This is a genomic window from Acidovorax sp. Root568, from assembly GCF_001427445.1.
GTDB lineage: Bacteria > Pseudomonadota > Gammaproteobacteria > Burkholderiales > Burkholderiaceae_C > Acidovorax > Acidovorax delafieldii.
In genome coordinates, this window is sequence record NZ_LMGP01000019.1 from 236,318 (window position 1) to 249,739 (window position 13,422).

Below are 13,422 nucleotides of genomic sequence, written 5' to 3' on the forward strand. Positions count from 1 at the left end.
GGGGCCCCTTGTCGTTGCGTTGCAATTCCACTGCGCGGCGTGTGGGCTGGGTCAATTACTTGAGCAGCGACAGCACGCCTTGTGGGATCTGGTTGGCTTGAGCCACCATCGCCGTGCCGGCCTGTTGCAGGATCTGAGCCCGCGACAAGTTGGCGGTTTCTGCCGCGAAGTCGGCATCCTGGATGCGCGAGCGCGAGGCAGAGAGGTTTTCCGATGTGATCTGCAGGCTGGAAATGCTGGTTTCAAAGCGCGACTGCAAGGCGCCGAGCTTGGCGCGTTCGCCATTGATGAAGGCCAGGGCCGAGTCCACGGTCTTGAGCGCATCGGTGGCGCTGGTGAAGGTGGTCACGTCCAGGTTGGCCACGGTGTGCAGTGACGATCCACCGTTGTCCAGCTGGTTGCTGGCAGAGGTCAAGGCAAACGATTTCTCAGAGTCGAGTGTGATGTAGCCGCCGGTGGCAACGTTGTCGATCGTGGCATCGGCTGCCAAGGTCTGTGCAGTGCCGTTGCTGGCGCCTGCCGCGTCGTAGCCGGTCACGCTCACGGCGGCTGCATTGGCATTGGTGGTATCTCCCACCACGATGTTGTTGCCGGTGGCGTTGGTCAGGATGATCTGGGTGCCGTCCGAGCTCAGCGAGGCGTTGATGCCGGTTTTTGCAGACTGTTCATTGATCGCCGATACGGCAGGCGACAGGCGGTCTGTGCCGGTGGCGGATGTCAAGGTGAACGAGATCGTGCGGGATGCGCCTACGTTGTCGCCTTCCAGCGTCAGCGAATAGGACCCGGCCGAGGCCATGCCTCCCAGGCGTACTTCGGTGCGGGCGGTTGCCGTCACGCCCGTAGTGGCCTGCAGGGAATTGATCTGATCGGCGGTGGCTTTGGCGGTGGCATTCGAATTTACCGTCATGGTGCCTGTGCCCAGGTAGCCGCTGATGGAGACCGAGCCCCCTGTCACGCCGTTGGATGTGGCGCCAGTCGCAGGGGCCTGTGCACCAATACCAGAGCCGTTGGAGGCGATGTTCTGGTTGTTGCCGTACACGTTGGTGCGCAGGTTGGCCGTCGCTGCGACGATGGTCTGGTTGGCATTGGCGCCCACCTGGAACTGTTGCGTACCAAAGGTGCCGTCCAGCAATTTCTGGCCGTTGAACTCGGTGGTTTGCGAAATCCGGTCCAGTTCTGCCACCAACTGGCCGACTTCCTGCTGCAGGGCCTGACGGTCGCCGGCGCTGTTGGATGCGTTGGCCGATTGCACGGCCAGTTCGCGCACCCGCTGCAGGATGTTGCCGGCGGAGCCCATCGCACCTTCTGCTACCTGGGCCAGCGAAATTCCGTCGTTCGCATTGCGAACCGCCTGGTTCAGGCCACGAATCTGGCTGGTGAAACGCTCGGAAATCGCCAAACCGGCTGCGTCGTCCTTGGCGCTGTTGATGCGCAGGCCCGACGACAAGCGCTGGATGGCTGAGTTGAGCGACATCTGGCTGGTGCCCAAATTTCGCTGCGCGGTGAGCGAGCTGATGTTGGTATTGATGGTTGCTGCCATGGCGAAACTCCTTAACGTCGCAAGACGGATCTGTTTGCCGGTTCAAGCGCACCCGTCCGGCTGTCAATGAGGGAACGATGGATGAATTGTGGAGATGCCGCTTTTTGGCGTTGGGGAGATAAGCGGCAAAAAAGTCGTACAACTTGCGCGTTTGACCCTCAAGTTTTCCGGCGGTGACCCGAAAACACTTACAACGGACCGTAAGCGGCCCGCCGTTCACCAGAGGCTAAAGAGCACTGGCGAACCCAGGAAGCCAGCGTGGTGCTGGCGCCCCGGCTGGCGGCAACGCCATATTCAGTCAGTTCTTTCTGGAGATTTGCAATGGCTTCCACCATCAATACCAACATCAGCTCGCTCACCGCACAGCGCAACCTGGGCATGAGCCAGACCTCGCTGAACACGTCCATCCAGCGCTTGTCGTCGGGCCTGCGCATCAACAGCGCCAAGGACGACGCAGCCGGTTTGGCGATTTCCGAGCGTTTCACCAGCCAGATCCGTGGCCTGAACCAGGCGGTTCGCAATGCCAATGACGGTATCTCCCTGGCGCAAACCGCTGAAGGTGCATTGAAGGCTTCCGGCGACATCCTGCAGCGGGTGCGTGAGCTGGCCGTGCAATCGGCCAACGCTTCCAACAGCGCCGGTGACCGCCAAGCCCTGCAGGCCGAAGTGGGTCAGCTGGTGTCCGAGCTGGACCGCATCTCGCAAACCACTGAATTCAACGGCCAGAAGCTGATCGACGGCACCTTTGGTACGCAACAGTTCCAAGTGGGCGCCAACGCCAACCAGACCATCGTGGCGGCCACGGGCAACCTGCGCACGACGGTGTACGGCAACAACCAAAACGTGGCATCTAACGGCTCGGGCATCGGTGCGCAGGCCACTGTGGCAGCGGGCGCGACTTCCAACGGCGTAGCTGCTGGCACCATTGCCATCAGCGGCTACCTGGGTACTAACAGCATTGCGGCAGGGTCGAACGCGACGGCCAAGGCAACAGCCGATCAGATCAATGGTATGAAGGCCACCACCGGTGTGACGGCAACCGCCCGCACCGAAGTGCGTTTGGGTGGCATGGCCTCGGCTGGTTCGTATTCGCTGACCTTGCAGGGCGACAATGTCGGGTCTGCTGCCGCCGTCACCGTGTCTTTCACGCTGACTTCTGCCACGGGTACTGACCGCCTGTCGGCTGCGGTGTCTGCCATCAATGACCAGTCTGCCAAGACCGGTATCAACGCTGCTCTGAGCTCGGACGGCACGCAAGTGATTCTGACCAACGCTACCGGCAACGACATCGTGGTGGGTGACACCGCCAATGCCAATGCTGCCAATGTGACCGTCACCGGCTACGATGCGGCAGGCGCCAGCAACGGTACGGCCCAGACGCTGACTGCCAACTCTGCCGCAGAAATGGTGAATACGGGCGGCTACATCGTCCTGGATTCGGAAAAGTCGTTCGCTGTGGACTCTACTAGCGCGACCCAACTGGATGACGGTGGATCTGCGTTGCAGGCTGTGGCCAACCTGGACGTGACCACGTTCAGCAACGCGACCAATGCGCTCAAGACCGTGGACTCTGCCCTGGCCTTCATCAACGGCGAGCGTGCCAAGCTCGGTGCCCTGCAGTCGCGCTTTGAAACGTCGATCAGCAACCTGCAAGTGACGTCGGAAAACCTGTCCTCCTCGCGTTCGCGTATCCTGGACGCCGACTTCGCCGCAGAAACCGCCAACCTGTCGCGCGCTCAGATCCTGCAACAGGCCGGTACGGCGATGGTGGCTCAGGCCAACCAGCTGCCACAAGGTGTGTTGGCCCTGCTGCGTTAATAGGCAGAGGGCATGGCAGTCAGGGCGTTGCAGCGCCCTGAAGTGGCCCAGGCGGCGGCAGATTTCTGTCGCCGCCCTTTGGCTTTTTGGGACAGCGGGTGCCAGGACCGCTGGATAAGACGGGTTTCCTGGCGTGTTTACGGACGTTCTTGATCGCCGTTCGGCGCCATAATTTCCGTTGGACCAGTTCAGGAGGTTTGTATGGCAACCATTTCATCCCCAGGTGTCGGCACGAATGGACTTGATGTCAAAAACATCATCTCCCAGCTCGTCGCTCTGGAAAAAAAGCCCCTGGACACGCTCAAGCTGCAAGCGGCCACGGTCAATACCAAGATTTCCGCCTTTGGGCAGATCAAGTCGCTGGTCTCCACGCTACAGGACGCCGCTGGCAAGCTGACCAGCGTGACCGGGTGGAATGGTGTGGCCACCACGTCATCCGACTCCAAATATGTTTCCGCCACAGCCGTTGGGGGCACGCTGCCCACAACGTTCAGTGTGGAAGTCCAAAGCCTTGCCAAGGCACAGGCCACGGCGTCGGCCGCTTTGCTGCCCGTAGGTGGTGCGCTCGGGGCGGGTACGCTGCGCCTTGAATTGGGCCAATGGAGTGTCGCGCCCGCATCGTTCACGCCTGGCAGTGGCCAGCCCGTGGAAATCACCATCAGCGCCAGCGACAAACTGTCGGATGTGGCCAGCAAGATCAATGGCGCCAATGCAGGGGTCACTGCGTCGATTCTCAGCGACGCCTCGGGCGAGCGTTTGCTGCTGCGCAGCAAGAGCACTGGTGAGGAATTCGGATTTCGACTGAGCGTGATGGAGGGTGGTGATACGGATCCCCAGAGTGCCGGCAACACCGACGCCACGGGTTTGTCCCGCCTCGTCAATGGCACCACGGTCACACAGGCAGCCGCCAATGCCAAGGCCACGGTCAACGGGATCGCGGTGTCTTCTGCCACCAATACGTTTGCGTCCACGATTTCGGGTGTAACTTTCAAGGCCGAGCAAGTGACGACGGCTCCCATTGATATCACGGTGAGCAAGGACAACTCCGCCATCCAGTCCAACATTGATGGATTCGTGAAGGCCTACAACGCCATCAACGAGTTGCTGCAAGATGCGACCAAATACGACGCAAAGACCGGTTCGGCGGGGCTTTTGCAAGGGGATTCGACCGCTGTGGCGCTGCAGAACTCTCTGCGCAACGCGATCCAGTCGATCTCGACGGGCGGCGGGGCCTTCCAGCGTTTGGCAGATGTCGGTATCACGCAGCAGCTGGGCGGGAATCTGGCCGTGGACTCCACCAAGCTGAACAAGGCCCTGGCTGAGAAGCCTGACGACGTGAAGAACCTGTTCCGCAACACTGGAGGCGGATCGGCCGATGGCATTGCGGTGCAACTGAAGGCGCTGACCACCAATCTGCTGGCCAACGATGGTTTCTTCAAATCCAAGGATGACACCCTGCAGCTGAGTCTCAAGCGCAATTCTCAGGACCAAACACGCGTGAACGAAAAGGTTGACGCATTTGAAAAACGCATCACGCGGCGCTATAACGCGCTGGACAGCCAGTTGAGCAGCCTGAATGGCCTGAACGCCTATATCTCGCAGCAGGTGGCGGCCTGGAATAAATCGACGGGCTGAATAAACAGAGGCTTCAGTTTTCTTGGCGCACGCCGATAACTTAAGTAATACCTCGGAAGGATTGTCAGCATGTTCAGCGCCTACAGCCCCCGTGCAGCCAACGCTTACCAGCGCATCAACGTAGAGACCAGCATGCACACGATCGACCAGCACCAGCTGGTCAGCCTGCTGTATGAAGGTGTTCTCAACTCCATTGCCACTGCACGCGGCGCCATGGCGCGCGGTGATGTGCTCGGCAAGGTCAATGCCATTTCCAAGGCCATCCGAATTCTGGAAGAGGGGTTGAGCACCTCGCTCGACAAGGTGGATGGCGGTGAACTGGCGGAGAACCTGGGTGCGCTTTATGACTACTGCATCCATCGCCTTACTCTGGCCAATGCCCGTAACGACGACGCCATGATGCAAGAAGTCATGCGCCTGATCGAGCCCGTGGCAACTGGGTGGAATGAAATCAAGAAATCGGGTGTCGGTGCCTCCGAAACGCCCGCCTCGGGCCAGCCCGTGCTGGTGGAGACCTGACCATGTCTCACATGCTGATTGACTATTACAAGGCGATTGAGGACAGCAGCGCCAAGATGCTGGAGGCGGCCAAGCTCAAGGACTGGGATGGTGTGGTGCGCTATGAAGGCGCCTGTGCAGTGCTGATCGAGCAACTGCGCTTCAAGTCGCAAGAGCACGAATTGCTGCCTGAGCACCGCCGTGAAAAGACCCGCATCATGCAGCGCATCTTGCGCAACGATGCGCAGATCCGCTGCCTGGCAGAGCCTTGGCTCGCGCAGTTTGAGCATCTGTTCGAGGGGCAGCCCCAGATGATGCACTGAGTGCTGGCCGCGCAGCACGCCCGGGGCTGCTGTGTGCGGCAGCGGCCTAGCGGTCAAAGATGGTTGCTTGTTAGGGCTGGGATTGCCGGATTAGCGGAGCACCCGGGTGAGGGGGGTGCCGTCCAGTGGGATGCCAAAGTGCGCGGTGCTGAACCTGTCGCTACTTCGACCGCCAAGCGTCTCTGGGTCAAAAAGATGCACTAAATGTGCCTGAGGCGCTAGTCCAGCATGTCTTTGCTGCTATCAAAATTATAGTTTCTTGTGTTGGCACAGCGCAGTGCCACACGGCTGCCCCGTTGAGAACGGGGCCTTCATACTTCGCCAGCAGCTCACACCTGCATGTTCATGATGTCGGTGTACGCCTGCACCATGCGATTGCGCACGTGCAGTGTGGCTTGAAAGCCGATTTGCGCCTTCTGGATAGCCACCATGGTCTCTTCCAGACTCACGGAGGGGTTTTCCATTTGCACCTCCTTTTGCATCTCGGAAGATTTGTTCTGCGCGGCACTCACTGACTGCAATGCGCCCTTGAGCGCGCCGGAGAAGCCGACTTCATTGCCCGTGGTTTGCGGCGCTGCAACACGGCGCGCGACGCCAGCGCCCGTCAGCGGGGCGGTTGAGCTGGAGATGCGAAGGTCCATGGCGGTATCCGTAGGGGAATGGCGGTATGCTGCGTATCCTAGCTACCGGCCCAGGATGCATCGCTCTGAATAGATGGCCAAACGGACGGCTTATCCAGCGAACATTTTGGGGGCGTGACCGAATAATCGACCCCACGCTAGGTCTGTTGCAGGGCCTGCTTTAATGGAAAGCAAGATGTCTGCTGTTGCTGAAGTCCCTCTCAATCCGCTCCCGACGCCGGCCAGTCCCAACTGGCTCCAGCGGCTGTCCGCCCTCGACCGGGCGCAGCGCATGCGGCTGGGTGCGGGCGTGGCCCTGCTGGTGGCTGCTGCCGTTGCGGCCGTCGTGATGGGGCGCCAACCCGACTACCGGGTACTGTTTTCCAACCTGGGCGACAAGGATGGCGGGGCCGTGGTGGCACAGCTGTCCCAAATGAATGTGCCCTACAAGTATTCCGAGGGTGGCGGCGCCATCCTGATCCCAGCGGAGCGCGTGCATGACGTGCGTCTGCGACTGGCCACGCAGGGCCTGCCCAAGGGCTCCGTCGCAGGTTTTGAGCTGATGGAGTCCAACAAATTCGGGATGACGCAGTTTCAGGAGCGCCTGAACTTCCAGCGCGGGCTGGAGGGGGAGCTCACCCGGTCCATACAGGCTTTGTCGTCCGTGCAAAGTGCCCGTGTGCACCTGGCCTTGCCCAACCAGAACGGATTTTTCCGTGAGCAGCAAAAGCCGTCGGCCTCGGTACTGGTGAGCCTCCACCCCGGCCGCATTCTGGACCGTGCCCAACTCGCGGGCATCGTGCATCTGGTGGCTTCCAGCGTGCCGGAACTGGCGCCGTCGGCCGTGAGTGTGCTGGATGACACGGGCAAGCTGTTGTCCCAATCGCCCGACAGCACGGCCGGTGCTGAAATTAATGCCCAGCAGCTCTTGTATGTGCAGCAGCTGGAGCAGCAGTATTCGCGCCGCATCATGGACATTCTGGAGCCCGTGGTCGGCCGTGACAACGTCAAGGCACAGGTGACGGCTGAGGTGGACTTCTCCCAGACCGAGTCCACCTCCGAGCAATTCCGCCCCAACCAGACGCCAGACTCCAGCGCCGTCCGCAGCCAGCAGGTGCTGGAAAGCCGTGGCAGCGCGACGAAGACCGCCACGGGTGTGCCCGGTGCGGTTGCCAATCAGCCTCCCGCTCCGTCTGCAGCGCCCATCAATGGCGCCAACCCTGCGCCCAACGCGGGCGGCCAACAGGGCACTGAGGAACAGTCCAACAAGCGCGAGTCCACCACCAACTATGAAGTGGACAAGACGGTGAAAGTGGTCCGTGGCAGTACAGGCGCAGTCAAGCGGCTGAGTGCTGCGGTGGTGGTCAACTACCAGTCGGCCGAGGACAAGGGCAAGACCGTGACCAAGGCGCTGACGCCCGAGCAGATCGAGCAGATGACGGCGCTGGTGCGTGAAACCATTGGCTTCAACCGCGAACGCGGTGATTCGGTGAATCTGATGAATACGCCGTTCCAGGTGACTGCGGTGCCCACCACAGACACCCCGCTTTGGAAGCAGCCTGAGGTGGTTGATCTGGCCAAGACCTTTGCCTGGCCGGTAGGTGCGGTTCTGTTTGCTGCCCTGGTGCTGATGGGTCTGGTGCGTCCTGCGCTCAAGGGCCCAGCGCCGGCCAAGGCCGGTGCCGCCAAGCCGGTGGCAGGTGGACAGCTGGACGCGCTGGAGGCAGAAACACCTGAGCGCCCGGCATTGGCAGCGCCCGCCCGCAAGGACGAAGTGTTGCCCGCGACCCCCGAGCAGCTGCGCCTGGAAGATGCGCGGACGCTGGCCAAGGAGAATCCGGTCGCGGTCGCCAATATTCTCAAGACCTGGCTGAACGGCGAGCCCGTTTAGTCGCCGCTACCGCTACCGATTGCACGGACCACGACCATGGACGACCAAGGACTCCACGATGCCGCCATCATGCTGATGTCCCTCGGCGAGGAAGAGGCGGCCGAGGTGTTCAAGCATTTCTCGCCCAAAGAGGTGCAGAAGCTGGGCGAGACCATCGCGCGCATGCGCTCGGTGTCGCGCGAAAAGGTGGACGAGGTCATCAACAAATTCTCCAACGCGGCCGCAGCGCAAAGCCTGTTGGTATCCGACACCGGCAATTACGTGCGCGCTGTGCTCAAGCGCGCGCTCGGCGATGACAAGGCGGGACTGCTGATCGACCGGATCTTGCAGGGCGGAGATGTCTCGGGCATTGAGAGTCTCAAGTGGATGGATCCGCTGTCAGTGGCTGAACTGCTGCGTAACGAGCACCCGCAGATCGTTGCTGCCATCCTGGTACATCTGGACAGCGACCAGGCCTCGGGCATCCTGATGCACCTGACGGATCGCCAGCGTAGCGAAATTCTGTTGCGTGTGGCCACGCTCGAAGGTATCCAGCCGACAGCCCTCAAGGACCTGAACGAAGTGCTTTTCAAGGTGCTGGCGGGCGGAGACAAGATCCGCAAGAGTTCGCTGGGCGGTGTCAAGGCTGCCGCAGAAATCATCAACTTGCTGGGCGGCAACATGGACGCCGTAGTGCTCGAATCCATCCGGGGGTACGACCCTGACCTGGCGCAGAAGATCATGGACAAGATGTTCGTGTTCGAGGATGTTCTCAAGCTGGACGACAAGGCCATTCAAACGGTACTCAAGGAAGTGGCATCCGAAACCCTCATCGTGGCTCTCAAGGGCGCAGTGCCCGAACTGCGCGAAAAATTCCTCTCCAACATGTCTTCGCGTGCAGCCGACGCGCTGCGTGAAGACCTCGAATCGCGCGGCCCGATGCGGCTGTCCGAGGTCGAGGCGCAGCAGAAGGAAATCCTCAAGACGGTGCGTCGCCTGTCTGACGAAGGCCAGATCGTGATCGGAGGCGGTGGTGATGATGCCTTCGTCTAACCAGCGGTCCTATTCGCGGTTCATTCCCAGCGAGGAAGTCGGCGACTTCAAGCAGTGGAAGTTTGCCGCCGTAGACGGCTCCGATCTGGTCGAGCCAGAGCCCGAGCCGGAACCTGTGGCGGAGCTGCCCGCCGAGCTGGATGAAGCGGCACAGCAGGCGCTTGTCCAGCAGGCTTGCGACGATGCATATGCAGAGGGCTTTGCCCAAGGGCAGGCGCAGACGGCGCTCGAGTGGCAGCGCCGCATGGATGAATACATTGCCCAGCAGGGACAAGAGGCGGCACAGCGCATGCAAAGCGTGCTGCAGACACTGGAAGCCAGCCTGATCGACATGCAGCAGCACATGGCGCAGCAGGTGCTGGAGCTGGCGTGTGACATCGCGCGCCAGGTGGTGCGTCAGGAACTGTCGGTCAATCCCAATGCCTTGTTGCCGGTGGTGCGGGAGGCCGTGGGCATGCTGGTCACTGAAGGGCGGCCAGCCACCGTCCGGCTCAATCCGGAGGATATGGAGGCCATGGCCCAGCCTCTGCGCGAAGAGATCAATGCGCCTGGCGTGCAGTGGATGGCGGATGCCGCTGTGCCTGCTGGCGGCTGCATGGTGGAGTCGGCGGGCACGGTCGTTGATGGCAGCCTCGACAAACGGTGGCAGCGTGCCATTGCGTCGCTGGGGCTGCAGTCACCCTGGGACGACGAGACGCTTGGGGATGGCGATGACCGTCGACCTTGACTCTGCCTGGACCCGCTTCATGGACGACGCGCGCGAGCGTGTGGCTGAAGGCGCACCGTTGGAGACGCGGGGTACGCTGACCCGACTGACGGGACTGGTGCTGGAGGCGGTGGGGATCCGTGTGCCTGTGGGGTCGCAGTGCATGGTGCAAATGCCAGGGCACGCGCCGGTGTTGGCTGAGGTCGTCGGGTTTTCTGCCGACCGTGCGTTTTTAATGCCTGCGGGCGATATCCATGGGCTGTCCAGTGGCGCCAGTGTGGTGCCGGCTGCGCCATATATCCCCATGCCTCGCTTGGGCGAGCCTCCACGGCCCGTACAACGCGCCGGGGTGCTTCGTTTGCCCATGGGCGACGGCTTGTTGGGCCGCGTGGTGGATGCGCAAGGCCTGCCCCTCGACCATGGTGGACCGGTGCAGGATGTCGTGTCGGAGCCCATGGGGCGGCGGCAGATCAATGCCATGGATCGGGACCCGGTGCGTGAGCCCTTGGATACTGGCGTGCGCGCCATCAATGCCTTGCTGACCGTGGGGCGGGGCCAGCGTCTGGGGCTGTTTGCAGGCTCCGGGGTGGGCAAGAGTGTGCTGCTGGGCATGATGGCACGCTACACCCAGGCCGATGTGATTGTGGTGGGGCTCATTGGGGAGCGGGGGCGCGAAGTCAAGGAGTTTGTGGAAGACATCCTGGGCGAGGAAGGCCGCGCACGGTCCGTGGTGGTGGCTGCACCTGCCGACGCGCCTCCGTTGTTGCGCATGCAGGGGGCGGCCTACGCGACTGCGGTGGCGGAGCATTTTCGCGACAAAGGGCAGCATGTGCTGCTGCTCATGGATTCACTGACCCGCTATGCAATGGCGCAGCGGGAAATTGCCCTGGCCATCGGCGAGCCGCCAGCAACCAAAGGGTATCCGCCGTCCTGTTTTGCAAAGCTGCCGCAGCTGGTCGAGCGCAGCGGCAACGGCCTGCATGGCGTCGGCTCGATCACGGCGTTTTATACGGTGCTATCGGAAGGTGATGACCAGCAGGACCCGATCGCGGATGCTGCCCGTGCCATTCTGGATGGGCACATTGTGTTGTCGCGTGCCCTGGCTGAGACCGGGCATTTTCCGGCCATCGACATTGAGCAATCGGCATCGCGGGTGATGCACAACGTGGTGTCTCGCGGGCATTTTGACCTGGCGCGACGGTTTCGTGCGGTGTATTCGCGCTACCAGAAGAGTCGGGATCTGGTGCAGGTGGGGGCCTATATGAGCGGCTCCGACCCGGCATTGGACGAGGCTATCCGCTTGCAGCCACAGATGGCGGGTTTTCTGCAGCAGGACATGTACGAGGCGGCCTCCATGGACCACAGCGTAGCCGCCATGGCGGCGGTGCTGGACCATTGACGGCGGACAAGGGAAGCCATCATGTCCAACCTCAACGCCCTCTCTGTCGCAGTCGAAGTGGCCTCTCGCAAGCGGGACGATGCCCGCAAGGTGCTGCAGGACACGCTGGCTGCCGAGCAGGCAGCGCGTGCCCAGCTCGATCAGCTGGAAGACTACGCCCGTGAAACCGAGTCACGCTGGGGCATGAAGGCAGATACGGCCATGCAGCCCGAAGTGATGTACCACCACTACCACTTCATGGACAGGCTGGGTCATGCCGCCAGCATCCAGACCAGCGTGGTGGGTGACCAATCTGCGCGGGTGCAAGCTGCCCAGCGTGCTCTGTTAGATGCGGAGCTGCGTTTGGCCAGTCTGCGCAAGGTGGTAGACAAGCGACGCAACGACCTCGCTCTGCAGCAACAGCGCAGAGACCAAAAACAGACCGATGAACGCGCCGCGCTGCAGTATCGCAACGCGGGCCAGGAGAATTGAACATGGAACCGACCAAAGTAGCCTCCTCGCAGGGCACCCAGCCCGCCCACACGACTCGTGCCAAGTCATCGGCCCAGCCTGCTGCCGCAGACGCTAGCGATCCTGCGGCTGGGGGTGGTTTTTTGGCTTTGCTGGCGGCGTTGGGGGGCGGGGCAGAGGAGGGGGCGCTGGGTGATACTCTTTTATCGTCAGTGGACAACGGCACTGATGCAGCGTCAGTGTCTGCGGCAGACGTGGCCGCATGGCAAGGCCTGTTTGCTCCAACACAAAGCCGGAATGAGCTTGGAACGTTCAACGGACAGACTGCCTTGGGAGCCTCCCAGTCCTCCAACCCGGGTTTCGGGGGTATCGCAGCAGTGGGGCAGTCAGGTGCGCAAGGGTCTATGGTTTCCCAGGGAACTGCGCTCAACGACATGTTGCTGGGAGGCATCCCTCAAGGTTTGGTTGCCGAGACGGCGAAGCTGGATGCGTCCGCTGATTTCAAAGAGGGGTCTTCGCAAGGGGCTTTGACCGGCTTCGGACGTAACTTTTCGCGTATGCAGAGCGCTAGCGCTCAACGAGGCAGTGGCATGGGTGCGGTCGATGCACCCATGGGCTCACCCACGCTGGGGGACTCTGCTGCGCGTTCCAACGCCGTGCATGGTTTCTCCGCCACACTGGTCGCCTCCGCCGGAGAGCGGGCTTCCGCAGGCGTGAGTGCTGACGTTACCTTCGATCGGTCAAGGCTTGCACAGTCAAATCCTGCCGCGGGTACGGAGGCGGCAGTGCCTCTCGCCGACGGTCTGCTGGCTTCTGCTGGGGCGTTACATGCTTCAGAGTCATCGGCTGGCGGGCGTTCCAATGGCGATGGCGCTGGGGCTGGCGGCGCCTGGTATGAAGGTGCGTCAGGGGGAGGGGCTGTTGAGTCTGGCAACTTCACCGATGCAACGGTCTTTGCAGACCCCAACGCTTTGGGTGCAGAAGAGCAGGTGGCCGAGCAGGTGGCCTACTGGGTGAACCAGAAGACCCAGAACGCGGAGTTGACGCTGCAGCGTGATGGTCAGCCGGTGGAGGTGTCTGTGTCTTTGTCGGGCAACGAAGCGCACGTGTCGTTCCGCAGCGACCAGCAGCAGACGCGGGAGCTGCTGGACCAGAGCATGGCGCAGTTGAGTGATCTGTTGCGCAGTGAGGGTTTGGTGTTGTCTGGCATGTCGGTGGGCACATCGGCACGCGACAGTGCCGGTGGTGGCGAGGCGGGGCAGCAGCGACCTCGCGACGGGGCACGCCAGGCGCAGGTGGTATCTGCCGTGCCTGCTGGCACAGCCTCGCTGGCGCGCGGTGGTGGGGCGACAGACCGGGCCGTGGACGTCTTCGTCTGATTCTGCGGGGTGATGTGGGCGGTCGGTAGTTCTGCTCCCATCTCCGCAGTGCAGGCGAGCGCGGTGAATGCCATGGTTTTGGGCTTTTATTCTGGCTATTATTGGTTACACCCCCGACCCATAATGGGCTA

The 13,422-nt window shown here is 61.8% G+C and carries 12 protein-coding genes; 10 read left to right on the top strand and 2 right to left on the bottom strand.

Features of this window, described 5'->3' with window-relative positions; genetic code table 11:
* Positions 1-55 precede the first annotated feature (55 nt).
* Positions 56-1,540, bottom strand: coding sequence for a flagellin (locus tag ASD75_RS21960; protein ID WP_056748037.1), 1,485 nt, complete (start codon positions 1,538-1,540; stop codon positions 56-58).
* 321 nt (positions 1,541-1,861) lie between these two features.
* Between ASD75_RS21960 and ASD75_RS21965 the strand changes: the two genes are divergently transcribed.
* The 4 genes from ASD75_RS21965 to ASD75_RS21980 all read left to right on the top strand — a co-directional run bounded on the left by ASD75_RS21965 (position 1,862) and on the right by ASD75_RS21980 (position 5,814).
* Positions 1,862-3,358: a flagellin gene (locus tag ASD75_RS21965; protein ID WP_056748039.1), complete on the top strand. Its 1,497-nt coding sequence runs from the start codon at positions 1,862-1,864 to the stop codon at positions 3,356-3,358.
* A gap of 201 nt (positions 3,359-3,559) precedes the next feature.
* Positions 3,560-4,993 (top strand): flagellar filament capping protein FliD, encoded by a 1,434-nt coding sequence (fliD, locus tag ASD75_RS21970; RefSeq protein ID WP_056748040.1) that lies wholly within the window; start codon positions 3,560-3,562, stop codon positions 4,991-4,993.
* 69 nt (positions 4,994-5,062) lie between these two features.
* Positions 5,063-5,512: a flagellar export chaperone FliS gene (gene fliS, locus ASD75_RS21975; protein WP_056748042.1), complete on the top strand. Its 450-nt coding sequence runs from the start codon at positions 5,063-5,065 to the stop codon at positions 5,510-5,512.
* 2 nt (positions 5,513-5,514) lie between these two features.
* Complete coding sequence (locus ASD75_RS21980) at positions 5,515-5,814, top strand: flagellar protein FliT (RefSeq protein ID WP_007860919.1); 300 nt, start codon at positions 5,515-5,517, stop codon at positions 5,812-5,814.
* Positions 5,815-6,143: 329 nt separating this feature from the next.
* Here the strand turns inward: ASD75_RS21980 and fliE are convergent, their stop codons facing one another.
* On the bottom strand, positions 6,144-6,455 hold the full coding sequence (gene fliE, locus ASD75_RS21985; protein WP_056748044.1) for a flagellar hook-basal body complex protein FliE: 312 nt from the start codon (positions 6,453-6,455) through the stop codon (positions 6,144-6,146).
* A gap of 175 nt (positions 6,456-6,630) precedes the next feature.
* On the opposite strand from fliE, the gene fliF reads away from it, so the two are divergent.
* From fliF to ASD75_RS22015, 6 genes are all read left to right on the top strand, one after another.
* Positions 6,631-8,325: a flagellar basal-body MS-ring/collar protein FliF gene (fliF, locus tag ASD75_RS21990; protein ID WP_056065860.1), complete on the top strand. Its 1,695-nt coding sequence runs from the start codon at positions 6,631-6,633 to the stop codon at positions 8,323-8,325.
* Between the two features lie 36 nt (positions 8,326-8,361).
* Positions 8,362-9,357 carry a flagellar motor switch protein FliG gene (gene fliG / locus ASD75_RS21995; RefSeq protein WP_056065732.1) on the top strand — a complete coding sequence of 332 codons (996 nt, stop codon included), beginning with the start codon at positions 8,362-8,364 and terminating at the stop codon, positions 9,355-9,357.
* Positions 9,344-10,084: a flagellar assembly protein FliH gene (locus ASD75_RS22000; protein ID WP_056748111.1), complete on the top strand. Its 741-nt coding sequence runs from the start codon at positions 9,344-9,346 to the stop codon at positions 10,082-10,084. Before fliG ends, ASD75_RS22000 begins: the two co-directional genes overlap by 14 nt.
* Complete coding sequence (fliI, locus tag ASD75_RS22005) at positions 10,068-11,462, top strand: flagellar protein export ATPase FliI (RefSeq protein ID WP_099729183.1); 1,395 nt, start codon at positions 10,068-10,070, stop codon at positions 11,460-11,462. The genes ASD75_RS22000 and fliI overlap by 17 nt, the downstream gene beginning before the upstream one ends.
* 21 nt (positions 11,463-11,483) lie before the next feature.
* Positions 11,484-11,933 (top strand): flagellar export protein FliJ, encoded by a 450-nt coding sequence (locus tag ASD75_RS22010; RefSeq protein ID WP_056065736.1) that lies wholly within the window; start codon positions 11,484-11,486, stop codon positions 11,931-11,933.
* A 950-nt stretch (positions 11,934-12,883) separates the two neighbouring features.
* On the top strand, positions 12,884-13,291 hold the full coding sequence (locus tag ASD75_RS22015; protein ID WP_056748045.1) for a flagellar hook-length control protein FliK: 408 nt from the start codon (positions 12,884-12,886) through the stop codon (positions 13,289-13,291).
* Positions 13,292-13,422 lie beyond the last annotated feature (131 nt).

Coding starts and splice junctions, on each gene's coding strand:
- ASD75_RS21965 (WP_056748039.1), top strand. CDS start 1,862: ATGGCTTCCACCATCAATACCAACATCAGCTCGCTCACCGCACAGCGC.
- ASD75_RS21980 (WP_007860919.1), top strand. CDS start 5,515: ATGTCTCACATGCTGATTGACTATTACAAGGCGATTGAGGACAGCAGC.
- ASD75_RS22000 (WP_056748111.1), top strand. CDS start 9,344: ATGCCTTCGTCTAACCAGCGGTCCTATTCGCGGTTCATTCCCAGCGAG.
- ASD75_RS21960 (WP_056748037.1), bottom strand. CDS start 1,540: ATGGCAGCAACCATCAATACCAACATCAGCTCGCTCACCGCGCAGCGA.
- fliI (WP_099729183.1), top strand. CDS start 10,068: ATGACCGTCGACCTTGACTCTGCCTGGACCCGCTTCATGGACGACGCG.
- fliE (WP_056748044.1), bottom strand. CDS start 6,455: ATGGACCTTCGCATCTCCAGCTCAACCGCCCCGCTGACGGGCGCTGGC.
- ASD75_RS22010 (WP_056065736.1), top strand. CDS start 11,484: ATGTCCAACCTCAACGCCCTCTCTGTCGCAGTCGAAGTGGCCTCTCGC.
- fliF (WP_056065860.1), top strand. CDS start 6,631: ATGTCTGCTGTTGCTGAAGTCCCTCTCAATCCGCTCCCGACGCCGGCC.
- fliS (WP_056748042.1), top strand. CDS start 5,063: ATGTTCAGCGCCTACAGCCCCCGTGCAGCCAACGCTTACCAGCGCATC.
- fliG (WP_056065732.1), top strand. CDS start 8,362: ATGGACGACCAAGGACTCCACGATGCCGCCATCATGCTGATGTCCCTC.
- fliD (WP_056748040.1), top strand. CDS start 3,560: ATGGCAACCATTTCATCCCCAGGTGTCGGCACGAATGGACTTGATGTC.